At 58.1% G+C, this 25965-nt stretch carries 19 protein-coding genes; 5 read left to right on the top strand and 14 right to left on the bottom strand.

What is annotated here, in order from left to right; genetic code table 11:
- Window positions 1–13: 13 nt before the first annotated feature.
- The 4 genes from NA78x_RS16410 to NA78x_RS16395 form a co-directional block, all read right to left on the bottom strand.
- Window positions 14–1084, bottom strand: a complete 1071-nt coding sequence (locus tag NA78x_RS16410) for a hypothetical protein (RefSeq protein WP_425613449.1) — start codon at window positions 1082–1084, stop codon at window positions 14–16.
- A 116-nt stretch (window positions 1085–1200) separates the two neighbouring features.
- Window positions 1201–2559 carry a Gfo/Idh/MocA family protein gene (locus NA78x_RS16405; RefSeq protein WP_425613448.1) on the bottom strand — a complete coding sequence of 453 codons (1359 nt, stop codon included), beginning with the start codon at window positions 2557–2559 and terminating at the stop codon, window positions 1201–1203.
- A 202-nt stretch (window positions 2560–2761) separates the two neighbouring features.
- Window positions 2762–3736, bottom strand: a complete 975-nt coding sequence (locus NA78x_RS16400) for an IS30 family transposase (RefSeq protein ID WP_425613447.1) — start codon at window positions 3734–3736, stop codon at window positions 2762–2764.
- Window positions 3737–4434: 698 nt separating this feature from the next.
- Entirely contained in the window at window positions 4435–5904 is a 1470-nt protein-coding gene (locus tag NA78x_RS16395; protein WP_425613446.1) for an alkaline phosphatase D family protein, read from the bottom strand.
- Window positions 5905–5988: 84 nt separating this feature from the next.
- Here NA78x_RS16395 and NA78x_RS16390 point away from each other — a divergent pair, with 84 nt between their 5' ends.
- Complete coding sequence (locus NA78x_RS16390; protein WP_425613445.1) at window positions 5989–7269, top strand: right-handed parallel beta-helix repeat-containing protein; 1281 nt, start codon at window positions 5989–5991, stop codon at window positions 7267–7269.
- Here NA78x_RS16390 and NA78x_RS16385 read toward each other — a convergent pair whose 3' ends face one another.
- Together NA78x_RS16385 and NA78x_RS16380 are read right to left on the bottom strand one after the other, a co-directional pair.
- Window positions 7270–8616, bottom strand: coding sequence for a sulfatase-like hydrolase/transferase (locus NA78x_RS16385; protein WP_425613444.1), 1347 nt, complete (start codon window positions 8614–8616; stop codon window positions 7270–7272).
- Window positions 8617–8649: 33 nt separating this feature from the next.
- Window positions 8650–10014: a sulfatase family protein gene (locus tag NA78x_RS16380; protein WP_425613443.1), complete on the bottom strand. Its 1365-nt coding sequence runs from the start codon at window positions 10012–10014 to the stop codon at window positions 8650–8652.
- Window positions 10015–10200: 186 nt separating this feature from the next.
- Between NA78x_RS16380 and NA78x_RS16375 the strand changes: the two genes are divergently transcribed.
- The 4 genes from NA78x_RS16375 to cyaB all read left to right on the top strand — a co-directional run bounded on the left by NA78x_RS16375 (window position 10201) and on the right by cyaB (window position 16620).
- Window positions 10201–13560: a PVC-type heme-binding CxxCH protein gene (locus tag NA78x_RS16375; RefSeq protein WP_425613442.1), complete on the top strand. Its 3360-nt coding sequence runs from the start codon at window positions 10201–10203 to the stop codon at window positions 13558–13560.
- Between the two features lie 116 nt (window positions 13561–13676).
- A complete protein-coding gene (gene purH / locus NA78x_RS16370) occupies window positions 13677–15242 on the top strand; it encodes a bifunctional phosphoribosylaminoimidazolecarboxamide formyltransferase/IMP cyclohydrolase (RefSeq protein ID WP_425613441.1) in 1566 nt (521 codons plus the stop codon).
- Window positions 15243–15278: 36 nt separating this feature from the next.
- On the top strand, window positions 15279–16034 hold the full coding sequence (locus NA78x_RS16365) for a hypothetical protein (protein WP_425613440.1): 756 nt from the start codon (window positions 15279–15281) through the stop codon (window positions 16032–16034).
- Between the two features lie 19 nt (window positions 16035–16053).
- Window positions 16054–16620, top strand: a complete 567-nt coding sequence (cyaB, locus tag NA78x_RS16360; RefSeq protein ID WP_425613439.1) for a class IV adenylate cyclase — start codon at window positions 16054–16056, stop codon at window positions 16618–16620.
- Here cyaB and NA78x_RS16355 read toward each other — a convergent pair.
- From NA78x_RS16355 to NA78x_RS16320, 8 genes are all read right to left on the bottom strand, one after another.
- Complete coding sequence (locus NA78x_RS16355) at window positions 16592–17344, bottom strand: lysophospholipid acyltransferase family protein (RefSeq protein WP_425613438.1); 753 nt, start codon at window positions 17342–17344, stop codon at window positions 16592–16594. The two genes, cyaB and NA78x_RS16355, sit on opposite strands and share 29 nt — an antisense overlap.
- Before the next feature lie 111 nt (window positions 17345–17455).
- Entirely contained in the window at window positions 17456–17863 is a 408-nt protein-coding gene (locus NA78x_RS16350; RefSeq protein WP_425613437.1) for a 6-pyruvoyl trahydropterin synthase family protein, read from the bottom strand.
- 34 nt (window positions 17864–17897) lie between these two features.
- Window positions 17898–18566 (bottom strand): 7-cyano-7-deazaguanine synthase, encoded by a 669-nt coding sequence (locus tag NA78x_RS16345; protein WP_425613436.1) that lies wholly within the window; start codon window positions 18564–18566, stop codon window positions 17898–17900.
- Between the two features lie 83 nt (window positions 18567–18649).
- Window positions 18650–19810 (bottom strand): tRNA-uridine aminocarboxypropyltransferase, encoded by a 1161-nt coding sequence (locus NA78x_RS16340; protein ID WP_425613435.1) that lies wholly within the window; start codon window positions 19808–19810, stop codon window positions 18650–18652.
- A 61-nt stretch (window positions 19811–19871) separates the two neighbouring features.
- On the bottom strand, window positions 19872–20654 hold the full coding sequence (locus NA78x_RS16335) for an SDR family NAD(P)-dependent oxidoreductase (protein ID WP_425613434.1): 783 nt from the start codon (window positions 20652–20654) through the stop codon (window positions 19872–19874).
- 31 nt (window positions 20655–20685) lie between these two features.
- The gene (locus tag NA78x_RS16330) at window positions 20686–21891 is read right to left on the bottom strand and encodes a hypothetical protein (protein WP_425613433.1); all 1206 of its coding nucleotides are present in this window, start codon (window positions 21889–21891) and stop codon (window positions 20686–20688) included.
- A 17-nt stretch (window positions 21892–21908) separates the two neighbouring features.
- Window positions 21909–23282, bottom strand: coding sequence for a DUF1552 domain-containing protein (locus tag NA78x_RS16325; RefSeq protein WP_425613432.1), 1374 nt, complete (start codon window positions 23280–23282; stop codon window positions 21909–21911).
- Between the two features lie 21 nt (window positions 23283–23303).
- A complete protein-coding gene (locus NA78x_RS16320) occupies window positions 23304–25721 on the bottom strand; it encodes a DUF1592 domain-containing protein (RefSeq protein ID WP_425613431.1) in 2418 nt (805 codons plus the stop codon).
- Window positions 25722–25965: the final 244 nt, after the last annotated feature.

Below are 25965 nucleotides of genomic sequence, written 5' to 3'. Positions count from 1 at the left end.
TCCACTGCACCTATCACGCCTGCGAAATCGGCAAATAGCGATTGGGCGCAGTCAGAACGAGAATCGCCGCGGCCGTGCAAAAAGTTCGGCTGGTGATGCAATGATGCCCTGTCCAACTGCCGTCGGCATTCTGCACGGTAATGATCTTGTCCCGCACAGTGGGAAACCAGGCTGCCCAGTCGTTGCCACCCTTTTGCAGCATCGTCTCGGTGATCAAATGAAACGCGAGGTATTCTTCGCCACCCGCTTGCGAGAACGCCGTGTTGTCCTTGGTAACTAGGCCGGCCACATCTTGAAACGCCTTCTTAGCGACCGGTTCGTTCTCCATGCCCAGGGCATATAGCACGCGGATGCCGGTCGCATTCTTATACAGAGTGTGCATCCAGCTTCCCTGGTTCTGATTGAGCGAAGTGCTCATTTGCTGAACCAGGTGCTTGGCGGTGATGTCCGGTGAACTGCCAACTTTCATCCCCGCATAGTGAGAGGCTCGCAGCGCGACCCAGCCCATTACGGTGCCAAGCGTCGGTGCCCACGATTGATTGCCCCAGTGCCCTTCCGGCGTTTGCGTTCCCACAATCGCGGTCAGAATTCGCTTCAGGCCGTCGCGCACCGGTTCGGTGTCCCAGCCTTCGCCGATCACTTCCGCCAGGAACAAGGCAGCGAAGAACGAATGGGCATGGCGACCGATTTTGTTCTGCAACTGAGTGCCGGTTTGAGCGGTGATGTCGTCGTTCGGCATCACTTCGGTGGCACGCAGGATGTACGACACAATCCGCTGCACTTCCCGACTGCGACTCCCTTCGACAGGTGTGTTCCCTTGAGCCATCAAGGCCAGCCCGACCATCGCCGAGCAGCCAATATCTTGAGGCTGACCGACGTCGACGCCGCAACCGCCATCGCGGTGCATCGTTTTCATCAGGAACTCTTCGCCCCGCTTCACGGCCTTCTCGCCTTGGGGCGTGAACTCGTTGAAGGTCTTTGCTTCGGGCTCCGAGGGCCTCGACGCTCCCTCTTGGGCCCATAGCAACCCGGGCAATGCCAAGGCAGAAGCGCCAGCGAGCCAACTACGGCGAGAAACAACCATCGCGATATCCCTTCCTGAAACTGGACCACGGGCCCTGCACGCTAGAAACGTCTGGCGCCGCTCTTCCAGCATGCGAGTATTATCGGCGGTGGGTGAACCAACGTCAATTGAAAGTCTTAAACGAGCTTCCAGCCCGCCCGATATTCGCGGCGAATGATCGGATCGGCCTCAGGGCAACCCTTGGCTTTCATGTTGACCGAGTCCCACTCAATCTTCTTGCCCGTGCGATAGGCCACATTGCCCAAGTGGTTCGCTTCCGTCAGCCAGCCTGCGTACTCAAAGTTGCAAGTCGTTGGCCCGCCGGTGCGGCAAGCCTCGAGCCACTCCTGGTGATGGCCGATCGACTTGGGAATGAACGGTTCTGGCGGCTTGAAGCCCGCAAAGTCCTTCTCCGGCAACAGCACATACTTACCGTAATCGGAGAGGAGCATTCCCTTGTCGCCAATGAACAGCACGCCGTTGCCCCACTGCGGAATGCCGTTTTCGGTCCAGATTTTCGGCTTGTTCACACCTTGATACCAGGTGAGCTTGACCGCAGGCATGTCCTCGCGCGCATCGTACTCGTAAGTTGCTTGCATCGAAGCCGGGGCAAGTTCTGCATGGGGCGGCGGCCCCGAAGCTTCGATCGTGCGCGGTGTTTTCAGCTTGAGTGCCCAGAAGGGCAGGTCGTTCCAATGGCTGCCGAGGTCCGACATCGTGCCACTGCCAAAATCCCACCAGCGATACCACTTGGGACCGGGATAATAGACATCGTGAAAGGGCCGCTCGGGTGCTGGCCCCAGCCATAGGTCCCAATCGAGGCCGGCGGGAACGGGCGACGAACCAGCGGGGCGTTCCATGACAGACACAATGTCTTTGTGCGCGGCCGACTCCTCGGGCGATTGCCGACCCCAAGCGCGCGACACCCACACATGGGCTTCACGCACGGGACCGATCGCGCCGGTTTGAATCAGCTCCACCACACGGCGATAGTTATCGCCCGCGTGAATCTGGGTCCCCATTTGCGTCACGACTTTCGCCTTGGCGGCTGCTTCGCGAATGACGCGAGCTTCCCAAATGCTGTGGGTCAGCGGCTTTTCGCAGTACACATGCTTGCCAAGTTGCAGTGCCGGCAGCGTCGCGAACGCGTGCGTATGTTCGCAGGTGCTCACCACGACGGCATCGAATTCTTTAGCGCGATCGTACAGACGTCGGAAGTCGGTGAACTTGTTGGCTCCCGCGAACTGCTGGCCCGCCCGATCAACCGTCGACGCGGAGACGTCGCAGAGCCCGACAATGTTTTCGCTCTTCACCGACGACAGATTCGAGCCGCCGCGACCGCCGCACCCGATGATCGCCAGATTCAACTTGCTGTTGAGGTTCTGCCCGCGCAAGAACGCTGGCGCGCCCAGTGTGAAGGTCGAGGCTACAGCCGCCGTCTGCAAAAACTTACGGCGTGACACCGGGCGTTTGGCTCCCGTTAACGAACTCGGCATGAAAACTCTCCAGCGATGTTTCAATGGGATGATCGACGATGAATCAATCGGCATCCTACTCCCCCTGCAGCCGACGCGTCAGCAAGGGGATACCACCACGGCGGTGAGCTCACGCTCGCCAACGGACATTCTTACACTTGTCTTGATAACCATTTTTGATAACCTTTTCAGCGATTTTTGCGAGATAACCATTTGGGTGAAGTCAAGTTTGAACTGCAAGACAGCAATGTTTTGAAAGGGCTTCGTGGGGTGTTTGAAAATCCAGTCGTTTTCGAGGTCGGTGATTGAGTTTTTCCTGGACGGCTTGGACCTCGTAGCGAGTGACCTGGCTGAAGCGCGTGCCTTTCGGGAAGTATTCGCGGACCAGGCCGTTTGTGTTTTCGTTCGTGCCGCGCTCCCAAGGTGAGTGCGGATGTGCGAAGAAGATCAGCAGGGTCAGGATCCACTGCAGCCATTCCCAGCGGCTGAATTCGGAGCCGTTGTCGAACGTCACGCTCTGACGCAACTCACGCGGGTGTTTTCCCAGGCGAACACGAATAGCGCTCATCACCACGTCGGACGTTTTGTTGGGAACCAGGATCAGTTCGACGTAGCCCGTTTGACGTTCGACGAGACTCACCAGCGAGAACTGGTCATGACCGCCGCTGCAAATCAAATCTCCTTCCCAATCGCCGCAGCGGCCCCGTTCGTTAATGATCGCGGGTCGTTGTTCCAATTGCGGGCAGATCCGCTCTTTTCGCGCGCGGCAACGGCGTTTGTGCAGGTGATAACGACGCAGGCACTTCTGCAGTGGGCGTCCGTGGTCGTCACGGCGGAGCGAGTTGTAGATCGTCTGCCGCGAGATCCAACGGCGCGGATCCTCGGGAAACTGACGCTTGCTCACACCTGCGATCTGCTCCGGAGACCAGCCTTCTTGGAGTTGCTTCTTGACCGCCTCCCGAATCTCTGGCTGCTCGAACTTGCGACGCGGCCGCCCAGCCGCCGCCCGCCGACGCATCGCCAGTCCCTGGGCCACCGATGCCGAGTAACAACTCCGCGGCCGATTGCGACTCAATTCGCGACTGATTGTCGAAGCATCGCGATGAGTCGCCTCGGCGATGGCAGCCTGAGTACAACCCTGAGCATTCATCGTCGCTATGATTTCACGCTCCTCAACCCTAAGCTGCTTGTAAACCATCGCTGGGCCTCCGTTTGAGTATCTGCAAGTGAGATTCTGATATTCAAACACCCAGCGATGGCCTTTCCTACTCTCAGCCACCATACGCTAGCTTGCACTTCAATTTTGCACGCACCTTTGCTCCAACCTTCAACCGACACTCCACTTACGCCAAGACAATCGCAAATGCTGGCGAATTGGTGATAACCAATTGTTATCTTTCTCCATCTTCACTCCCTCCCCCAAGTCGCCCGACGCGACGGCGAGGGGACACTACTACGACGCCTATCTCACTGTCGCCAACGGACATTCTCTTCCCTCGTTTGCCCTCACTCCGATAACCCGTTTGTTCACCTCTTACAGCTGCTTGAACAGGGGCTGTTCAACGCTCGTGGCACTCCGGTTTTGATAACTTTTTCGTTGATAAATCGCATCCAACAGCTCGCCACAACCTAATTAGCAACAGACATTTACGTCGCAAATGTCTCGCTAATCACCGTTTTCTTGATAACCGTTTGATAACCACTTTTCGCCCTGTTCAGTGCGAGGCTGAACAGGCCCTAAACAGGGGACTGCAAGATGATCGTTGCCAGCGCTCGCCGTCCCGTGCCACACCATCGCAGCATAAAATTTACAATGTACTTGACATTGTGTCAATACTTGTTAATAATGAAGTCAGTGAGAGTTTAGCGGCTGCGCTCCTGCGAACTGGGTGCCAGCTACAGCGACACAGCCTTTTTCCATTCATGGACGATGGTGCCGTTAACATCACGATGTTGTACGGCCAGCTGACTCGTTTTTGCAGCAGAGTGGATGGAGACCGAAACGAAACCACCCTTCACGCGATGAAACTGATGGTAGCGCGCATCCTCGCCCGGTGTGCCACCGGCGTGTTCGTTGCTGGCCGCACCGACGCTGAATTCGCGCACGCCCGTCGCGGGATCGACCGAGTGATACTGCCAGTGCCGATCGCCACAGAGGACGATAAAGTTCTCGGGAACGTTCGCTTGCAGCCAGGTTCGCAGCTCGTTTCCTTCGTGGGAAAATCCCTTGTTCGCATGGTTGTCGTTCTTGCCCACCCGATCAGGCCCTACGAGGGGCGTCGGGCTAATCAAGATCTTCCAAGTCGCCGGGCTGGCTTTCACGGTTTCCTTGAACCACGCTTTTTGTTCGGCTCCCCAGATGGTCTTTTCGCGACCATCGGGCAGGTTGTTCGGCGAGCGGTAATCGCGGCCGTCGGTCAGCCAAATTTGCAAGTCGCGTCCCCAGCGAAAGGTGCGATAACCCTTGCCCATCAGCGGCGTCTGTTCCTGAAAGATCTTTTGCCCCTCGGCAAACGACAACAACCCTTGCTTGCTGCCCGGACCCGAATCGTTCTTCAGCGTGTCGTGGTCGTCTTTGAGCCAATAGCTCGCCACATTGCGCAATAGCTCGCGCTGCCGTGGAAGCGAAAACATTCGCTCCCAGTGCAACCGTGCCAGGGCGGGATTCACCGCTCGCGGTGCATCGTTGTCGTAATACACCACGTCCCCGGTTAGCGAAACAAACTGCGGCTGCAGCGCCAGCATCGCCGGATAGATATCGTGCCCATCCACATGTCCCCGGTCGGGATATCCCTGGCAGGTCATCACACAGAACGTAATATTCGTGGGCTGACTGGGCTCGGCAGCCGTCTCGAACTTGCCTTGCAGCGGGGCATGCTGCGGGCCCTCGCGCGCTTCGCGCGTCTCGACCACATAGTGATAGACGGTCGCAGGTGACAATTCGCGTAACTCAAAGTCACTCGTAAAGTCGGTTCCTTCGTCGACCGCCCGCCACTCCGACTCGCGGGCATCGCTGAGATCCGGCTTCGTGCCGTAGCGAACTCGGATTTCGCCAGCTGCCCCCGGACAAGCCCCTTCAATCTCGGCGGCCGGTGTTTCGGCGGCCAGGGCATCGTTTTCTTTGCCTTTGCCCTTAAAGACGACTCCCTCGTTGTTCCGAGTGGTGTGTTTGGTGAGTCTTGTCCAGATTACCGCCGAGTTCGCGGTAACTTCGCCCACTCGCACACCTGTCGCTTGATGCGGCAGTTCCTTTTCGGCGGCCGCGCGAACTTCAGCCAGTTGCTGCAAGGTGAGGGCAGTTCCGGCCGACGTGGCCAGAAAACCGCGGCGGGTCAGATGCAGATTCGGAATGCGATCGGCTGTCATAGTGGTACCTCCCCCGGGAAAGACGCTATTATTCGCGATAGGCGACCGTCGCGAAACAGAATTATTCGTTCAGAAAGAACAGAGATGTCTCAGCGCACCATTTCCATCCTGCTCGTGGCGGTTCTGCTTCTGGTGGCCGGTTACAGCTGGCAACTGAATCCGGGGCCGATCTCGCCCCGCGACGCCCAGGCCCAAGGATCGTCGCAGCGGGCGATGCTCAATGGTGCGCGGCCCGTCATCGAAGCGATCAATTATGCTTCGCTGCAAGCGGCCATTGATGCGTTGCCTGAGCAAGGCGGCGTGGTTCGCTTGCCGCCGGGAACCTTCGAAATCACCCAACCGCTGGTGATCTCACGCTCGGACGTGTCGCTCGAAGGTGCCGGCACGGCCACCCACATCAAAAACCTGAACGCGGCCGGCGAGCCTGCCTTGATTGTGGCTCATCCGGATGGCGAGAAGGTGAAAGCCGACGACAAACTGTGGCGCGTCATGCTCAGCAAGTTTCGCATTACCGGCAATCCCAAGAGCGGCGATGGGATCGAAGCGATTCTCGTCAACGAGATCTTCCTGCAAGGAGTGACCGTTAGCTACCACGGCGGCGACGGCATCAAGCTCGATCGCTGCTACGAAGACCCGCGCGTGAACGACTGCCTGATCACGTACAACAAGCAGACGGGCCTGAATGTGCCAGGCTGCCACGATATTGTCGTCTGCGGCAACCAATTCGAAGAGAACATGGACGCCGTTCATTGCTTTGACGCGTTCAATCTCTGCTTTACCGGCAATTGCATCGACGATCACCTGGGCGACGGTGTAGTGATCGAAAACACTTACGGCTCGGTCCTGGCGGGCAACATGATCGAAGAGTGCGAAGGTCGCGGCATTGTGCTGGCTCGCGATTGCTACGGAATCACCCTCTCGGCGAACGTCATCGCGCATAACGGCGGCGGCATCGACTTGGTCGATGCGCATGGCTGTTCCGTTTCGGCGAATACCTTCGTGCTGCTCAAGCCACCGGCGGTGAAGGACGGCGTGACTCAGCCGCAGTTGGATACGCGCTGCTTGAAGCTGGGCAAAGACACTAGCCGCATCGCGATTGCTGGCAACAGCTTTTGCGATAGCTACATCGGCGAAGGAGCGCTCAAGCGCCGAGTCAACGATCAGCTGGCCGGTGGGATCGTGCTCGATGGCACGCGCGACGTGAACATCTCGGCCAACACGTTTTCGAGTGTTCCCAAGGCAGTTGAACTTGGTGAACTGCCTAACTCGAACGTGCTGTTCAGTAGCAACCTGCTGATCGACGCGCCGAGCGAGCACGAGCAACTTCCGCCCAAAGGCGTGAACAACAATCTCACTTCGCCCTAGTTATTTCGCTTGGGGAAGGGTTGGCAGCGTCTTCTTCCAGGCCAGCGTTTGCTCGCGCAAGCGCTGGGCCAGTTCCGGCTGACGTTCGACCTGGTTGGTTTGCTCGCGCGGGTCAGTGCGCAAATTGTAAAGCTCGGCCTGCGTCCCATCGGCTTGGCTCAGAAACTTCCAGTCTCCTTCGCGCATCGCGAGGGGCGGGCTGCGGTCGGTGACGCCGGGATATTTAAAGCTGGTGTCGTTGCGACCATATTCCCAAAACAGCGGTTGCTTACGATTGATTGGCTTGCCGAATAGCGCCTCGCTCACATCGAGGCCATCGGGCTGGATGCCTTCGGGCAACTTTGCGCCCGCGATCTTTGCTAGTGTTGGCAGCAAGTCGATGCCACACAGCACGGTCGTATTGTCAACCTGAGCCGCTGGCACATGCTGCGGCCAGCGGGCGATGAAGGGAACGCGAATCCCTCCCTCATACAAACTGAGCTTGCTGCCTCGCTGGTTGGCACTCCGCCGCGCTTGAAACGTCGGCAGCGGACCATTGTCCGAGATGAACAGGAGCAACGTGTCTTCTGGCAGGCCGGCCATCAAGCGGCCCATTTGCTTGTCCATTTCGGCCAGCACGCGGGCCAGCTTCTTCGGCGTGGCTGCGTTCTTCGAATCTGCTTCCTCACCTTTCGGCTCAGGAACCCAAGGCGTGTGAGGATCATCGAGCCAAAGGTTCACAAAGCAAGGTTGGTCTTTGTGATCGGCAATGAACTTGAGCGATTGATCGACAAAAAACTGCGTGCGATCCCAGCGTTTGACGGGATCTTTTTCGGACCAGATCCAATTCGTCGCGGTAATCTCGGGATGAGGCTCGGGACTTTCGTAGGTGCCGATTCCCATGTCGTAACCATAAGCGGCGAACTTGGGCGGATCGACAACGTCGCGACCGCCCCCAAGATGCCACTTGCCGACATGAGCCGTTGCATAACCGGCCGTTTTCAAAACGCGAGGAAGTGAAGGAGCAGTTGGATCGAGAAAATCGACCTGCTCGCACTCGCGATTGCCCTTTCGCTCCTGCAAGAAGCTGGTGATGTTCCATCGGGCCGGATATTGCCCGGTAATGATGCCGCAACGGGCAGGCGAGCAAATGGGCGCGGCGCTGTAATACTGTGTGAAACGCGTCCCTTCCTTCGCCAGTTGGTCGATGTTCGGCGTTTTGACAATATCCCCGCCATAGCAACTCAAGTCGCCGAGGCCCAAATCGTCGGCAAGCACCAGCACGATATGGGGCCGCTTGTCAGCTGCGTGCGTCCAGGCTGCTGACAAAGACAACATCAGCAGCGAGATCAAAAAGCGGGCATTCATTGCACGGAACTTCCTGGTGGTGGAGAGAGCGGCTTATTTGCTGGCGGTCGCTTGTCCGGCCGGGCGTTGGTTCTGCTTGATTTCGGCCAGGTGCTTGGCAGCGGCTTCTTTCAGCCGCTCGACAACTTCCGGATGATCGGCGGCCACATTGTTCTCCTCGGCCACATCCGTGGCAAGGTTATACAGCGCCGGACCAACCGCCTCGGCCAGCTTTTTCTTGTTCGGGTTCTTCGCGGCGACCATCGGAGCGACACCCAGGAACAACTTCCAGTCGCCGGTGCGAATAGCGACGAGTTGGCTGGCACCATTGAAGTAGAGCTGCGTATCTCGCACTGCTTCCGCTTTTGGGTCCAACATCAGCGAAGTGATATCGCGGCCATCCAGTGCTCGATTCTTCGGCAGTTCCGCACCAACGATCTTGGCGAGCGTTGGGAGCACATCGATGTTCCCGGCAATCTTGTCACACGTAGTCCCCGCCGGAATCTTGCCCGGCCAACGCATGAGGCAAGGCTCGCGCACGCCACCTTCGAAGGAAGTTCCCTTGTTGCCGCGAAAGGGCGGTGCCTTACGCTGTGCCGGGCCATTGTCGGAAGTGAAGATCACCAGCGTGTTGTCATCGAGCTTCAGTTCGGCCAGTGTTTGCATGATCTGACCGACAGACCAATCAATTTCTTCGATGGTGTCGCCGATCAGGCCCCCTTTGCTTTGCCCCTTGAAGTCGGCCGAAGCAAAGAGAGGGAAGTGAATCATGTTGTGAGGAAGGTAGAGAAAAAACGGCTTGTCCTTCTGCTCGCGGATGAACTTTACCGCCTCTTCGGTGTACCGTTTGGTCAGCAGCGATTGATCGGGCTCTTCCTCGACGATCTTCTGATCGCGCATGAGTGGTAGCGGCGGAAAGTTCGGTCGCGCGGGCTTTCTACCCATGTCGTTGCTGTAGGGAATTCCAAAGTAGGAATCGAAACCTTGGCTGGTCGGAAGAAACTCCGGCTGAAAGCCCAGATGCCATTTGCCGATCGCTGCCGTGGCATAGCCTTTCTGCTTGGCAATTTCCGCGAGCGTGGTTTCGTCCGGATGCAGACCGACTTTGCTATCGGGAAACAGCACGCCGGGAACAGACACTCGCACGTTGTAGCAACCGGTCATCAGGCAGGCCCGCGACATCGAACAGACGGGCGTTGCATAGAACGAAGTGAACTTCATTCCCTCCTTCGCAAACTTATCAAGATGCGGCGTCCGCAGTTCGGTGTTGCCAAAGGGGCCAATATCGGCATAGCCCATATCGTCAATAAAAATCAACACGACATTCGGAGGTCGCTTGGCTGTGTCTTGAGCGGAAACGTCGAACGGAAGCAAGAAGCCGCCAACCAGCAGCAACAGGAAACAAGCGAAGAAACGCATCGGAGAAACCTCGAGCGGGAGAGTGATCGTCAACGAAGTGGCCCTAGTATCAGCTGGCTGGAACAGGCGGTCAACTTGCTGCTTAAGTTGCGCACGCGGCTTGCGGCTGCGAATCGCTTCAGCCACGATTGTGAAACCTCGTGATTCATTTGACCTGCTCATTCCTGATCTCTCCGAGCGAACTGTATGCAGCGGCTTCACCGATCTACCTTGATCATTCTGGCGTCCGGTTTATTGTGGTCGCTCTGCTTTTGTGCCGCCGAGTTGTTGGCTGCTGAACCAGGGCAGGTTGATCCGCCGCTGCCCGATGGCACCCGCGATGCCCAGGCCAAGATTGCGACTCTACGCATACCCAAGGGATTCAAAGTCGAATTGTTTGCTGCCGAGCCGCAACTCGCGAGTCCCGTCGCGTTGTGCCTCGATGAGCAAGGTCGCGTCTATCTGGCCGAAGAGTTTCGCTTCAATCGCGGTACCGAAGAGAACCGCAGCCGACCGTTCTTGCTGGAAGACGATCTGCAAATAAAGACCCTCGATGATCGGCTGAAGATGTTTCAAAAGCACGCGAGCAAGTTTGACGGCGGAATGGAGTGGTTCACCCGCTTCACCGATCAGGTTCGCAGGCTGGAGGACAAAGATGGTGACGGCCGCGCTGATGCCTCCACCGTGTTTGCGAGCGGCTTCAACGGTCCGCTCGATGGTCTGGCGGCTGGTCTGATTGCTCGCGATGGCGATATCTATCTCACTTGCATCCCCAAACTATGGAAACTGCGCGACGAAGACGGCGATGGTACCGCAGAGAAACGCGAAGCTCTGCTCGATGGTTTTGGCGTGAACGCTGCGTTTCTGGGGCACGATTTGCACGGCCTCTGCTGGGGACCCGACGGCAAGTTGTATTTCAGCGTGGGGGATCGCGGCTATCATGTGACGACGAAAGAAGGGAAGACGCTCGGGCAACCTTGTCGCGGGGCGGTCTTCCGCTGCAATGCCGACGGAACCGATTTCGAGGTGGTGCATCACGGCCTGCGCAATCCGCAGGAACTGGCCTTTGATGATTTCGGCAACTTGTTCGCCGCCGACAACAACTGCGACAAGGGAGACCACTCGCGGCTCGTGTATGTCGTCGAAGGTGCTGATAGTGGCTGGAACATGGCTTATCAAACCATTCCCGCGCCGTACGAAACGGGCCCCTGGCACGCCGAAAAGATCTGGCATCTGGATGGTGCCGCCGAAGCAGAAGCAATTCGCCCGGCGTGGGTCTTGCCGCCCGTCGGCAAACTCGGCGCGGGGCCAAGCGGCTTTGCCTATTGCGGCGTAGCAGGCTGGGGCGAGCACTTTCGCGGCCGCTTCTTTCACTGCAACTACACCGGCAATGGCGGCATCGAAACCTTTCGCGTCCAACCAAAAGGCGCTAGCTTTGAGATTGTCGGTTACGAAGATTTTCTGAAACCGATCTCAGCGACCGACGCCGATTTTGGTTACGACGGCAAGCTATACGTCAGCGACTTCGTGGGGCTCGATTGGTCCGGCAAAAGCAAAGGCGGACGAGTCTACACGGCCTTTGATCCCGCCGTGGTGCAAAGCGCTGAAGTACTGGCGGTGAAGGAACTGTTCGCCAAGGGATTTAAGCAGCGGTCCAGCGAAGAACTCCTCTCGTTCCTCGCGCACTCCGATCAACGGGTTCGTCAGCGCACGCAGTTCGAACTAGCGGGCCGCGGTGAAGCGGCAATTGCCTCACTCGCAGGCATTGCCCAAAAGAACGATTCGCTGCTGGCTCGTTTGCACGCGATCTGGGGATTGGGAATGATCGGTCGCAAGCAACCGACCGCGCTCGAACCGCTAGTGGTTCTGCTGGCCGATCTAGACGCGGAAGTTCGCGCCCAGGCCGCTCGTACCTTAGGCGATGTGAAGCATCGGGCAGCAGGTCCGGAGCTGTTGAAATTGCTCAAGGACGAGAATCCGCGAGTTCAACTTCACGCCGCGATCGCGCTGGGGCGAATCAAGTTTCTGCCGGCCGTTGGTCCGCTGGTGGAGTTGGTTCGCAGCAATCAGAACCGCGATAAGTACCTCCGTCATGCGTGTGTCTATGCGATTGGGCAAGCTGCCGATAAACCGGTCGTGCTGGCAATGACCAACGACACCGATCCCGCCGTTCGTCTTGCGGCGATGCTCGTTCTCCGCCACTGGAACGACACTGACGTGAAACGACTGCTGCGTGATGCCGATTGGGCCATTGCCGCCGAAGCTGCTCGGGCCATCAACGATCTACCGCTCGAAGATGCCACAGCCGATCTCGCCGCGCTGGCCGATAGCCTGCTGCTGAATCCGGCGCAAACACCTGAAGCTCTTGCTCGGCGAGTCATTCATGCCAATTTCCGTCTCGGTACCAACAAGCACGCCGTCGCGGTCGCTCGTCTGGCCGCCAACAGCAGTTTCACCTTGCCGATTCGTCGTGAAGCGCTCGCTGCACTCGCCGATTGGTCGAACCCTGCGCAACGCGACCGTGTGAATGGCAACTGGCGGCCGTTAGAACCGCGCGACGCCAGCATTGTGCGTGCCGCAGTCCAGCCGCAACTCTCGGCGCTCCTCAGCAACTGCACGGGCGAACTACAGGTGCAGGTGACACAGCTCATCGCCAAGCTGGAACTCAAAACCGATGACAACACCTTCATTGAATGGGTCAAAGACCAAACCAAGGAACCGAGCGTGCGGATCGCTGCACTGGAGTTGCTGGCTGGTCGCAAACACGAACTCACCAAGGAACTGGTGATCGCTTCGGTGTCCGATGCTCAACCGGAGATTGCCGTTGCGGGGATTCGTCTCGTGGGGCGACATCTACCGGCTGATGCCTTTGGGATCATCGCTGCCAAGCTCAAGGATTCGCAGACGTTACTTCCCGTTAAACAGCAGGCAATCGCCTCGCTGGCTGAACTAAAATCGCCCGAAGCCGACGAACTACTCGGCGAGTGGGCCGGCCGTCTGTCGCGCGGCACGGTCCCACGCTCGCTGCAACTGGATGTGGTCGAGGCCATCCACAGCCGCGGCGACGAAGCCCTGAAACAGAAACTTCAGCCCTTTGTTTCTCGCGAGGCGAAGGGAGATGCTTTGGAGCATTTTCGCATTGCCTTGGAAGGAGGCAGCGTCGAACGGGGACGACAGGTATTCGCGGGGCATCGGCAGGCTCAGTGCAGCCGGTGTCATCGCATCGGCGAGCAAGGGGGCGATGCCGGCCCGAACTTGTCGCGAGTTTCTGCGACTGCCGAGCGGCAGCATCTGCTGGCCTCGCTCGTTTTGCCGAACCTGACAATCGCACCCGGGTTTGGGAGTGTCACGTTGCAGCTGGCGGATGGGACTTCCGTCGGCGGTCTGATCAAAAGCGAGAAAGAGGGCGTGCTCGAATTGCTCACGCCGCAGAACGAACTGAAACGCATCAAGCTGGACGAAATCGAAGAGCGGTCGATGCCGGTTTCGGCGATGCCCCCGATGGACAAAGTCCTCACGCTGCGAGAAATGCGGGATGTAGTGGAATACCTGTCCACGCTTAAATAGGTTTCGCGGCGGATGTCAACTCCGCTTGACGTTTCCGCTGGCGGCGGGCAAGTTGGCGGTTTGGTCAGCTTGCCCGCCGGCACATCCCTTTGCACACTACAAACCAGCGAAATCTCATGAGCAATCCTCGCCTGCAACGAGCGGTCATTAGCGTTAGCGATAAGTCAGGCCTGACGGAGTTTGTCCAGGCACTGGTCGCAGCGGGTGTAGAGATTTACAGCACCGGTGGCACGCGTAAGCATCTGGAACAAGCGGGGCTAAAGATTCGCGACGTCGCCGATTACACCGGCTTTCCCGAAATGCTCGACGGCCGCGTGAAGACGTTGCACCCGAAGATCTTCGGCGGCATTCTCGCCCGGCGAGATCACGACGAAGACATGCGGCTGACCGCCGAGCACGGCATCGTCAGTTTCGAACTCGTCGTCGTCAACTTGTATCCTTTCGAGGCTACCGTCGCCAAGTCTGGCGTGAGTGCCGAGGAAGCGATCGAGAACATCGACATCGGCGGACCGAGCCTGGTGCGCGCGGCAGCCAAGAATCATGCCTTCGTAACGATCGCTACCAGCCCGAGCCAATACAGCGAGATTCTTGCCGAGGTTCAACAAGCGGGTGGCACTTCGCTGGAAGTTCGTCGCAAGTTCGCCGCTGCCGCTTATGCACACACCGCTGGCTACGACGCCGCCATCTCAGCCTGGTTCGCCAAGGAACTCGGTCAAACCTTCCCGCAGCAGCTGAGCATTCCGCTGCTCCTGGAAAATGAACTGCGCTACGGCGAAAACTCCCATCAGCTGGCCGCGGTGTACAAACAGGCCGGTGCCAAGGGAACGAGCCTCGTGGGCGCGAAGCAACTCAATGGCAAGGAACTCTCTTACAACAACCTGCTCGATCTCGATAGCGCCCTGGGCATCGTGCGACCTATGACACAACCCGCTTGTGCCGTCATTAAGCACAACAATCCCTGCGGTGCGGCCATCGGTGCTTCGCTGGCCGAAGCAACTCGCAAGGCTCTCGATGGCGATCCGCAAAGTGCCTTCGGCGGCGTGCTGGCGATGAACCAGCCCATTGATCTCGCAACAGCGGAAGTCCTGTGCACACCCGGGTTGTTCCTCGAAGCGATCGTGGCTCCTTCGTTTGAGCCCGCGGCCGTCGAAATGCTCAAGACCAAGCCGAAGTGGAAAGCCAATGTCCGTTTGCTGGAAGTTGGTAAGCTCACCCCGCAATCCGCGACAATTGGCTATCGCCAAATCGAAGGCGGCATGCTCGTGCAACAGGCCGACGTTCTGCCCGATCCCGAGAGCGAGTGGAAAATCGTCACCGAGAAACAGCCGGCCGAGCGCCTGCTGAACGATCTCAAGTTTGGCTGGTCAATCGTGCGGCACGTGAAGAGCAATGCCATCGTCCTTGCCAAAGACGGCATGCTGCTCGGCTGCGGCGCTGGGCAGATGAGCCGGGTCGATTCGGTCGAGATCGCCATTCAAAAGGCGGGCGAACGTGGGCCTGGCAGCGTGCTCGCTTCCGATGCATTCTTCCCGTTCCCTGATTCGATTCACCGCGCTGCAGCGGCTGGCGTCATCGCCATCATTCAGCCCGGTGGTAGTGTGAAGGATGCCGATGTCATTGCGGCTTGCAACGAGCACGGTCTACCGATGATCTTTACCAGTCGTCGCCACTTCAAGCACTAATCCCGAAGCAACACGTCCAAGTGCGGAGCATCGCCGTTGCAAACGCCCGAGTTTCTCTGCTGGGCCATCGAGCGGCCATGTCCGCTACGAGAGTTGTTGCCAGAGAATCAGCCCGACAAGGTCGAGCGGCATCTTCGAGCCGCTCGCTACGTAGCCGCAGCGACAGCGGAACATCGCATCCAAGATGACATTGCCCGTTCTGCTGATGGAACTCAAGGTTTCCGCGTCAGAGATGCGCTCGTGATCTACGGCGGCGAAGATGCTCTCCGAACTTGCTGCGAGTCGTGCCCCGCGAATGCGATCTCCACTCTTCAGCAGCCGAGTTATGCGGGCTGCTTCGGCATGCTGCCGATACCGGAACCCAGCGCCGAGTTTTATGCTCAGCTAACCGATTCGCCGGCAGGGCTGTTTCCGCAGGCGCGAATCAACTGGTATAGCTGGTGGATAACTTCGCCACTCCGCGCACCTCAGATCGTGTTTCTGGCACGGCAGTTTCGGTTGCTCTCGTCTCGCCCCCAGTGGCTCGCAAACCAGCCGTTGCACGAGTTCACCGCGGCCTTGAATGCCTGCGAGCAGCATCAGCTGTCCTTGAGCGTGCAACTCTATCCTGCGGGAGAGATCGATGGCCCATGGTGGTTGCTCGATCCGCACTGCGCCGTGTGTCGTGCGCCGTGGCAAACCGAAGAAGGCAAGTGCCGCATGTGCGGGCAATCGCGACATCCGGCAGCGAGTAAAAAGCGGCATGTCCGCGGCAGCAGACCTTATCGACCGATCGAGCAAATCATTCCTTGAATCGGAACGTGAAACAACCATGACCCTCGAAGTTGAATTGAAATTTCGCCTGCCCGATGAAGCTGCCTTGCGGCAGCGACTCACATCTTTGCAGGCCACCTGGCACGAACCGCAGGTGCAGGTCGATTGCTACTTCAATCATCCGGCACGCGATTTTGCTCAATCCGACGAAGCGCTCCGGCTACGTAAGACCGGCGAACAAAACGTCATCACCTACAAAGGGCCCAAGCTCGATACGCTGACCAAAACCCGCCGCGAAATCGAACTGCCCATCGCTGCCGGCGATGATGGTCTGGCCCAGTTCGGCCAGTTGCTGGTGGCCCTTAGCTTTCGCCGCGTGACGGAAGTGAAAAAGGTGCGTACTGCGGCTAGTTTCATCTGGCAAGACTGGCTGGTTGAAGTCGCGCTTGATGACGTCGACGGCGTAGGCCAGTTTGTGGAGCTCGAAATTCAAGCTGAAGAAGCCGATCTTCCGCAAGCCAGGCAAGCGATATTGGCACTGGCGGCGTACCTTCAACTAACCGAGTCCGAGCGGCGCAGCTATCTGCACCTGCTGCTCAGCAAGTCGCCCGCTCCGCCGGCTTAATTCGCGCGCGGCGCGCTGGTTGAGGCTCATGCTCCGAACGAGCACGACCTGCTGACCACTTTGCTAACTCATCTTCGGCGGATGCTTGAGCGTCGACCATTTGCTGTTGAAGCTCAGCCGAGTAGTGATCCAGCTCGTGCTTCTCGGCCGATTGCGGTACGGTCATCGTTGGCATCAGATACACCACGACACGCGAGCAAGGAAGAGGCAGGTAGAGCCGATCCCAGCTACGCATTCGCATAGCCCAGCTGTAGGCACATCCCACGGCAATGACGGGAGCGCCGCTGCGCGAGGCAAGATACGCGACGCCCTCTTTCACCTCCAGCGCTGGCCCCTTGGGTCCATCGGGTGTAATCGCCACGCAGCTCTCGCGAGCTTCGCGCAGCATCTCGCGCATCGCCTGCACGCCGCCACGCTTGGAGGAGCCGCGAATGGTCGAGAAGCCCAGTTCTTCGATGGTCCGCGTGATGGTGCTGCCGTCCTTGGATTGGCTTACCAGCACCTTCAGCTGATCGGTCGCCAGCGAGGTGCAGCCCATAATGATGTCGCGGTGCCAGATGCTCAGAATGTGGCCCGCGGGATTTTCACGCACATCCAGACCTGGGTCACTACAGACGACGCGCAAGCGAATCGACTTCAGCCAGCGACGTCCTATGGTGAAGGCAATGGCCAGGCACAGCCCGCGGATCTTCTGCTTGATCCACCATCTTTTTCCGATTGCCATCCGTGGCCTCCTTCGTCTGCGGAGTGCGATGCTTTCTCCTGGGGCATCGGGCCGAATCTTACTCAGCCAAGCAGCGTCTCGCCAACGTCAATTCAGCTAGCAAACAAACCGCTACTTGCTGGTCTTGTAGGTCGCAAAGCAATGCGGCGTTTCCCAAAGGTGTGTCTCGACGATAGGAAAGCCCCTGCTAGCTGTGAATTCGTGAATCAACCGGGCGATGTTCTCAGCCGTTGGATTCTGATCCATGAGGTACAGCGGCTCGCCCAGATCGGCGAGGATCTTCACGTAGGGATCGTTCTTATGTAGCAGCATCCGGTGATCCAGATTTTCATCGATCCACGTGCTGACGACTCGCTTGATGTCCGAAAAATCGAGGACCATGCCCCGCTCATCCAGCGACTCGGCCTCAATGGCGATGATTGCTCGCCCGTTGTGGCCGTGCAGGTGCTTGCACTTGCCGTCGTAATTCAACAGGCGGTGTCCGTAGCAAAAATCGATCTCTCGGGTCACGCGAAACATGCAAACTCATTCAGGCGAAAGGAGGGAAACGAATTTAATGAGCATACTTGGTTGGATCAGGCCGCTCGACCAGGCGAAACGCCTGCTGCCGTTCGGCACACTTGTTACACCGACCGCAGTGCAAGCCTTGAACCGGGTGAATGCACGAAAATGTCCACTGTAGCGGCAACTTGTCGCCGAGCTGCATCACCTGCCGCTTGTTCAGCTGACCAAAGGGGCGTTTCAGTTCCAGGTGGCCGGTACCACCACGGTTCATGGCCGTCTGAAACTCGTGAAAGAACTGCGGACCGGCATCTTCGAAGGGGCTCGTCCCGAGCGGAGCAATTGCCAATTCCTGAATGCCATGCAACTGGCAATAGACGGCCGCCTTCACCAGCAGCAGGGCATTGCGGCCCGGCAAGAAGACCGCTTCGTCGGGCGATTCAGCGTCTGGAGTGCCGCGGCCCGTTAAGCTCCAGTGCCCCGAGTACAAATCGGCTAGCGGCAAATCGAGCAGCACCAGTGGCAACAGCTGTTCGCACTGCACAGCTTGCAAGAACCGCTGCAGCGAGGGCAACTCTTCTTCCTGCCAGGTGAGGCCAGTCCGTATGTAAAACGGCTGCACGCGCCGCTCTTGCCGCAGCAGATCACCTACCAAGATGCAGCTATCGAGCCCCCCGCTGGTCAGTACGCCGACTGTCGATGAAGGAGGACCAGAAATCATGCGATCGTAAGTAAGAAGGGGAGAACAACCGGAGGTATTCGAGCAACCCTATTCTAACTTCCCGGCAAGGGGCGGTGAGGGGACTAGCTGCTTCCTCTGTCAACTACTTCGTTCGTGAGAGAAGAGCCAGCGAGGTCGTTCAGATGCCGGACCAACTGAATGGCACTCTCCAGCCGCTTCGTCGAGCGCCCCAGTGTTCGCGAAAAATCGAAGCTTCTGGCGGCAACTGCCTCCGGGAAAACCGCAGGCTCTGGAAACGCCAGGTCGACTGCCTTGAGCACGAGGCGGCGAGCGTGATCATCGGCAAGGTAGGAAAACAGCTGGGCAGTTCCCGGTTGAATCATCACCACGAGATCACTGGGTCGCGCGAACTCAGCCCATTGGCGGCGAGCTTCAGCCAGTGGTAGTGCGGTGGCAAAATCAGCACGAGTCAGCTCCAGATGCCCGAGAAACTCATCACTCAGCGGCTCAGGCGGCGGGAGTGTGCAGGCGAAGTTCGCGCCGTCTCCCAATCGCTGGGCAACCCACGAGATGGGCGGGCCTGCTACTCGTTTGCGTCCACGTTCGCCGGGTGCCGCTTCGCCGTACGCAACGACGATGTTCTCCAAACTGCCTAACAAGGCAAACGGAATGTTCTTGTAGGTGCGGCGACGTCGCACCCGGAAGCGTGAGCCATTTGCCGAGCCAGGGTGAGCCACCTGGGCATCGATCATCGTTTCAAAAGCCTGCAAAAGGCGGTCGAAGCCCAATGTCTCGGGTTCCAAGATTTGTAACGCTGCGACTGTAGCTTCGATGGTGGAGAGCGACAGGGCATCGGGCTCACGGCGAATGCGATAGCGGCTTGGCTCTGTCGGCGCCAATCGATATCGCGGCAACTTTTGCAAAGCGGGAATATCGCGCATCAGGGTTTTGGTGTGATGCCAGGTCCCATCGATGACGACGAGTTGTTGAGGCCGCTGGTCGGCGGGTACATCCGAAATCAACGTCGCCGACGGCCCTGGATAGAGCAGTCCCGCCCTCGGCTGAAGTTGGATTCGCTGGGCGAGGTTCTGGTTATGATCGGCTAAAAGCTGGGAATTGCGCAGTCCCCTCCGGACGATTCGAGCGGTGTTGAACCGATGAAACTGCTCGCGCCGATGCTGCAGAATCAGCACTTCCGTCTTGTTATCGATACTGGGAATCGAAGCACAAAAGCATGCTTCGACCGGTCGAAAGCACCCGTAACAACGGCCTTCGAAATTCATCAGCGATCCTGCTGGCAATTCATTCAACGTGCCACAATCCCATTCCGTAACTGCGAGGCGATCAATCGAATTTTACCTGAAAGCCACTGATCATCATTCCCGCATCGACCGTCAGCGTTTGGCCCGTTACCAGTTTGCTGCCGGTAATCAGGCTCACAATCGCATCGGCAATATCTTTGGGCTGGCAAACTCGCCCCAGGGGTAAGGTCCGTTCATAGGCCTGCTTGATCCCTTCATACTTGGCGCCGAGTCCGCCCTGAGTCCAGCGCCCCTCAATAAACCCCGGAGCAATTCCGTTGACCCGAATGTGCGGGGCCAAGGTTCTGGCTAAGGAGACAGTGAGATTGTCGAGAGCCGCTTTCGTGCAGCAGTAAGGTATCGAACTCCCTTGTCCCAATTGAGCCGCCACGCTCGAAACATTGATGATCGTGCCGCCACCAGCGGCAAGCATCGGCTCGCGAACGGCGCGGGCACAATGAAAGGGACCGATCACGTTCACGTTGTACAGCCGTTGCCAGGACTCGTCCGAGACCGCGTCCAGATCTTGAAACGGAATGAAGTCCGTAGTCCCCGCGCAGTTGACGAGCACATCGACTCGGCCAAGCTCCTGGACCGTGAACGCTACCATCGCACGACAGGCCGCATCGTCGGCGACATCTGCCTGGTAGGCAAACGCGCGCACACCGAGGGCTGAAACTTCTGCGACAGTCTCCTCTGCCTCCGTTTGCGAGCGCGAGTAGTTGACGATGATGTGATAGCCAAGGCGAGCTAGCGCCAGACTTGTTTCGCGTCCGACTCCCGTGCCACCACCGGTGACGATGGCAACTGGTTTGACTTGTGACATGGTGACCGATCCTCTTCGCTCGTTCCGCAGGTCATTCGCGCCCGTGAAACTGCTCTTCCTGGGGTAGGGCGTTGACTTTCCAAGTTGCGGGATAGAAACGGACGATGCGGCCCGGGCGAAAGCCCTCAAGCAACTGGCAACACTTCACTTTGATTTGCACGCCACTGCTGCCGACTTCCAGAGGCGACTTGCCAATGTGGAGGATATTGCCCCCTTTACGATCGTTCACCGGGTCGTAGGTCATCAGGCAATCGCGGGCCACGCAGATGCCACCCTTAGGAGCTTTAGGATCGTCCTCGCGCCCCGAGAATGGCCAGCCATGAGGCTCTTTGTTGATGCCGCTCAGCTCCTCGAAGAGCTTAGGATCGACGCCGCCAAAGAAAGTGATCGTGACAATTTGCGGTTCGTCTTCGACCGCATCGATCCAGCCCGCGAGCCCATGATCGCGAATGTGATCGTGATGTCGCAGTGTTTGTTGCGCCATCGCGAATGCTCGGCTGGGCTCGTCCACCCAAATCTCGGTGATGCGACCAGGGCCGTAGAGCGTGGCCCACGTGATGTTGAATTGCACCATCTGCCCAGGCTGCAGTTGAGTGAGTTTTCCGTTGCCCTGTTCGGAATGCACGCGCGTGCTGCCGAGTAGATCGAACTGCTGCGGTTTGCCAATGGCAACACCGTCGCGCTGCAAGGTCGCAATGAGCTTCTTGTCGGCAAGTTTTACCTCGTCGATTTTCCAAACCTGCTTGAGCCGAGCGTGGTGACTGAAATCGTCTTCTAGTTGCAAGCAGCGAGAAAACGCAGCTTCCGCCGTGACTCGCCGGTAAGGGCTCGGCGGGGGAGCCGATTTGTCGTCGGGGTCTTTCAAGTAGAACTGCCCGTGCAGATGAGTCCCCAGCGGAATGTCCTGCAGCGAGGCTGGCGCGCCCAGATAGTAAATCGAACCGTAAGGCAACATGACTCCGTCCAGCGGCAGATCCATGTGACCCGCCTGCTGGCTGTCGTTGCGGTCAACGCGAATCCGAAAGCGCCGCTCGAGATGATCAACTTGAATCAACTCGCCCGAGATAGCGTGCGCTGAGTTAGCCGGTGGAAACTTGCCTGGTTCCAACTTGAACCACGGCAGCGATTTGTCCGCACCGCCATCGGTACGAAACTTCGCTGGCTCAGCGCCGCTAAGCGCGGTGAGCGAAGTGGCCAGGAGCAGCAGCGCGAATGAGATCTGACTTCTACGTGACATGGGAGTATGAACAATGCCTAGCTGGTGAGTCCGGTGATCGTGCCAACGCTGTCCTGAAACCGTTCGGTCTCGTGATCCATCCGCTGCAACATGGTAAGCAGCAAGTTGCTCAGCCGCGCGTTGTCGTCAACGGGTCGCGAGCAAACGCGATAGTGACTGTTGGCGTCGGCCACGTTGTACTTGCCAATTTTGGGCAGATTGAAATCAATGTGCTGCCCGTGCTTGATGCCGAGCGCTTTACCGCCAGCGAGAATCGTCGGCAAATTCGCATTCCCGTGACTGTGGCCGTAGGCCATACCGCTTCCCCACAACACCTGCGTCGTATCGAGCAGCGGTCGGCCATCCTCCTGATGGGCCTTAAGTTGATCGAGAAAGTAACTCAATTGTTCGACGAGGAACGTATCGGTCTCGGTCAGCCGGCGAAGTTGCTCGGGATCGCCATTGTGATGCGATAGACCGTGCCGAGCTTGAGAAATGCCGATGTCGGGAATCGCACCGCCATTCGACTCGCTGCAGATCATACAGGTGATGACGCGGGTCGAGTCGGTTCGCAGAGCCATCACCATCAGGTCGTAAAACAGGCGGTAGTATTCCGTCACCTTCGACATATCCAACTTACGACTCAGCCGCGCTTCGTCGGCACCATCGAGTTTCGGCTTGGGCACTTTGAGCCAAGATTCCGCCCGCTGCGTACGAACTTCTACCTGACGAACAGCGGTCAGGTATTCGTCGAGCTTCGTTTGGTCTTCGCTGCCGAGGCGTCGATTGACCCGTTTAGCGTCCTCCGCCACGACATCCAAAATGCTGCAACGACTGCTCAGTCGGCGACTGATGGCACTGGCGCTATCCTTCTCGACGCCGAACAGCATGTTGAAGATATTGCGAGTATCGCGCTCGGCGGGAATCTGAATCCCATCGCGTGACCAGGCCAGGGAATGCCCCTCAATGGCCATTTCTAACGATGCGAAGCGAGTGAACGAACCCTGCGCTTCCGCCATCAGCTGATCGACCGAGACGGTATTGCGAAAGGCACCTCCGTCGCCGGGAACATCGGCCCCGGTCAGCCAGACCTTATCGCAATTGTGATGCTTGCCGAGCACCTTGGGATGATGCAAGCCGCTCAAGGGTGTGACGTCTGCCCGATGTCGTTCAAGCGATTGCATCGGCTGGGAGAATTCAAAATCCTTGCCAGCTTTCTCGATCTGCCAGGTGAGCGTGTTCACTCCGTTGGGAATGTACAGAAACACGCTCCGCTTCGGTTTGCTCGTCGCAGGCTGCCCCAGTACTGGCGCTTCCATGCAATTGAGCAACGGCAGCGCGATCGACGCGCCCACGCCGCGCAAGACTTGCCGCCGATCGAGCCGCCAAAGATTCCGATTGATGTTGCTCATGCGAGCTTTCCAGAGAGAGGTTTAGCGCTTTTGAAACAGATCGGAAGTGACCAAAGCTTCTACGATATCGCGCAGGCGATAATCCTTGGTGCGACCGACATTAGCGATAGCGGCCAGATCGTCGCGATCTTCGAATGACATGCTACGTCGCAAACCGTACGTCGCCAGCTTTTCGACAAATGCCAGGTTAAAGGAATCGATGTCGGCCACCATCAGCTGCTTGAACTGCTCGGGCGTTTGAAACTCGCGTCCGTCCGGCAACTTGCCACTGGCATCGACCGTCGGATTGTCGCCGGTTCCTTCTACCGTTTCCGTCGTTCGCCAGCGACCGATTGCATCGTAGTTATCAAAGGCCAGACCAAGCGGATCGATCTTGCGGTGGCACGACGAGCAGTTGGGATTATGAATGTGTGCTTCCAGCTTCATGCGCAACGTCGCCTTGGGCGAATCGACGGGATTCGGCTCGATCGGATCAACATTCGCGGGTGGCGGAGGAGGCGACTTGCCGAAGATCGATTCCATTACCCATTTGCCGCGATGCACGGGGCGATGCCGCGTTCCATCCGACGTGAGCGACAGAATCGAGGCCTGCGTCAGCAAGCCGCCGCGATGGCTCCCAGGCGGCAATGAAACCCGCACGAACTCGTGATTGTGTGTATCGGGCAAGCCATAGAACTGCGCCAGGCGAGAGTTTGCCATCGTCCAGTCGGAGTCAAGGAACTCCCGCAAGCTCAGGTCACGGTGCAGCACTTCCCGAAAGTAAGCGGTCGTCTCGCCGACCATGCTCTTCTCAAGCGACTTGTCGTATTCAGGATACAACTTGCGATCCGGAGGAAACTGCCCCACTTTGCGCAGGTTTAGCCATTGCGCTGGAAACGATTGGCAGAACCGCTCCGCTTTGGGATCGGCAAGCATCCGCTTCAACTGTCGGGCAAGTTCGCCTTTGTCTTTCAGTTTTCCTTGCTCAGCCAGTGCGAACAGTTCGTCATCGGGCATCGTGCTCCACAGCAAGTACGACAGTCGCGAAGCAATCTCCCAATCGTTGAGCGTGTGACGATTGACGTCCTCGTCACCTTCGGCCAGGAAGATAAAACTCTTCGAGCAAAGGATCGCGCGCATCCCCGCTTTGACGGCACTGCTAAACTTCTCACCAGCGGCCATTTCGGCTTTGACGATGCCGACATAGCCATCGAGTTCTTCCTCGCTTACTGGACGACGAAAAGCGCGGCGTGCCAGCTTGCGTAGGCCATCGCGAACCTGGTCGAAGTTGCCGGCTTCGCGCGGCCAGTATTCCTCGCGGTTTCGCTGTTCGTTTTCCGTCACAAAGGGACCGCGGATCGAAACCGAGTCCAAGATCAGGAACGAATACCTCGGCCGGCCCTGTTCGTCGGTCAGCTTCATTTGCCAGGGGATGCGACCATCCTTGGTACTGACGAAAGGCTTGTTGCCGTGCCGCCCCGACCGAAAATTATTGGAGAGGCCGGGAATACTGTTAATGACATCAATACTGGGACGCCCCTTAGGCAGGTGCGCACGGAACGTGACCGTGATGGGCTTTTCTTCGGGCGCGAGAATATCCTGCTCGAACAACACGCGATCGAGCTTCTTTTCGTACACGAGCAGCCGCGGAGCTCTCCCCTTCTCAGCCTGCAGTCCGCTGAGGGTGATATTGAATTCGTAGATGCCTGCCTCCGGCAGATCTGCAAAGCCAGCGCCGCGAAAGATATCGCCGGCCCACATTTCGAAGCGAACTTTATCGAGCAGACCCAGCGAGCGGAGGTGCTCGCGATGCTTTTCGTCGATTTCGTTCTCGGGAACAGCCCGCCGAGACTTATCGAGGAATTCCGGCTTCTTGTCGGTGTAGGCTTCGGCCAAGATGACTTCCGCCGCAGCGAGATACTTCTCGACATTGGCGGGAGAGAGCGTCATGACCGCGCCAATTCGCTCAAAGCCGTGCCACTCGGCGTCCTCTAAAAATCCCCCCGGGTCGGTCGCATCAAAGTGAACGCCAATCAGATCCTGGACCGTGTTGACGTATTCATCGCGCGTGAGACGGTTGTAGGAAACACGACCCCGCTTAGCCAAACGGGCCACTTGCCCTTCCTTGATGCGTGCGGCCAGCCATTCGACGATGGCTGCGTTCTCGGCGGGTGTCGGTTGCTTGGCCAATTCCTTCGGCGGCATCTCGCCCGAATTGATTCGCTCGATCACCTCGGCCCATTGAGGCGTGTTCTCGTGGCCGACTTTGGTCGAGAGTTTATCGATCCGAAACTCGCCTTCCTGCTTGTCTGGTCCATGACAACCGAGGCAGTTTGCCTTGAGGTAAGGCAGAACATCGCCTTCAAAGCTCGGCGCAGCCAGCAACGGGCTGCCAGGCAATCCGCCAAGGGCGCAGGCGATAAACAAGATGGTGTTGCCGCGAGGGCCCCAGAGATTCATGCCTAATACTTTCCCCGTCCACACTCGACGTAGCGCAAGCACAATGGAACCAGTCCCTTGCCACTTTAGTCGTCGCTATCGGCTGCCACAACCGAGGCAGACCGCGCGACGTACTAGCTATGATCGCCGCCCCGCAGTTCGTTACGTCGTCAACTGCCGTTCTTGGTAGGAGGCTGCCTCTCTCGTGACGTAAGTCTGCGACGAGGCACGCCGAAAAAAGACCAACTTGTTCAACAATCGAGGT

The organism is Anatilimnocola aquadivae, from assembly GCF_049819085.1.
GTDB lineage: Bacteria > Planctomycetota > Planctomycetia > Pirellulales > Pirellulaceae > Anatilimnocola.
This window is presented reverse-complemented; position numbering and strand designations above follow the sequence as displayed.

Excerpts from the sequence above, each read along its gene's own strand:
- NA78x_RS16410 (WP_425613449.1), bottom strand. The coding sequence starts at position 1,084 with ATGGTTGTTTCTCGCCGTAGTTGGCTCGCTGGCGCTTCTGCCTTGGCA.
- NA78x_RS16405 (WP_425613448.1), bottom strand. The coding sequence starts at position 2,559 with ATGCCGAGTTCGTTAACGGGAGCCAAACGCCCGGTGTCACGCCGTAAG.
- NA78x_RS16400 (WP_425613447.1), bottom strand. The coding sequence starts at position 3,736 with ATGGTTTACAAGCAGCTTAGGGTTGAGGAGCGTGAAATCATAGCGACG.
- NA78x_RS16395 (WP_425613446.1), bottom strand. The coding sequence starts at position 5,904 with ATGACAGCCGATCGCATTCCGAATCTGCATCTGACCCGCCGCGGTTTT.
- NA78x_RS16390 (WP_425613445.1), top strand. The coding sequence starts at position 5,989 with ATGTCTCAGCGCACCATTTCCATCCTGCTCGTGGCGGTTCTGCTTCTG.
- NA78x_RS16385 (WP_425613444.1), bottom strand. The coding sequence starts at position 8,616 with ATGAATGCCCGCTTTTTGATCTCGCTGCTGATGTTGTCTTTGTCAGCA.
- NA78x_RS16380 (WP_425613443.1), bottom strand. The coding sequence starts at position 10,014 with ATGCGTTTCTTCGCTTGTTTCCTGTTGCTGCTGGTTGGCGGCTTCTTG.
- NA78x_RS16375 (WP_425613442.1), top strand. The coding sequence starts at position 10,201 with ATGCAGCGGCTTCACCGATCTACCTTGATCATTCTGGCGTCCGGTTTA.
- purH (WP_425613441.1), top strand. The coding sequence starts at position 13,677 with ATGAGCAATCCTCGCCTGCAACGAGCGGTCATTAGCGTTAGCGATAAG.
- cyaB (WP_425613439.1), top strand. The coding sequence starts at position 16,054 with ATGACCCTCGAAGTTGAATTGAAATTTCGCCTGCCCGATGAAGCTGCC.
- NA78x_RS16355 (WP_425613438.1), bottom strand. The coding sequence starts at position 17,344 with ATGGCAATCGGAAAAAGATGGTGGATCAAGCAGAAGATCCGCGGGCTG.
- NA78x_RS16350 (WP_425613437.1), bottom strand. The coding sequence starts at position 17,863 with ATGTTTCGCGTGACCCGAGAGATCGATTTTTGCTACGGACACCGCCTG.
- NA78x_RS16345 (WP_425613436.1), bottom strand. The coding sequence starts at position 18,566 with ATGATTTCTGGTCCTCCTTCATCGACAGTCGGCGTACTGACCAGCGGG.
- NA78x_RS16340 (WP_425613435.1), bottom strand. The coding sequence starts at position 19,810 with ATGAATTTCGAAGGCCGTTGTTACGGGTGCTTTCGACCGGTCGAAGCA.
- NA78x_RS16335 (WP_425613434.1), bottom strand. The coding sequence starts at position 20,654 with ATGTCACAAGTCAAACCAGTTGCCATCGTCACCGGTGGTGGCACGGGA.
- NA78x_RS16330 (WP_425613433.1), bottom strand. The coding sequence starts at position 21,891 with ATGTCACGTAGAAGTCAGATCTCATTCGCGCTGCTGCTCCTGGCCACT.
- NA78x_RS16325 (WP_425613432.1), bottom strand. The coding sequence starts at position 23,282 with ATGAGCAACATCAATCGGAATCTTTGGCGGCTCGATCGGCGGCAAGTC.
- NA78x_RS16320 (WP_425613431.1), bottom strand. The coding sequence starts at position 25,721 with ATGAATCTCTGGGGCCCTCGCGGCAACACCATCTTGTTTATCGCCTGC.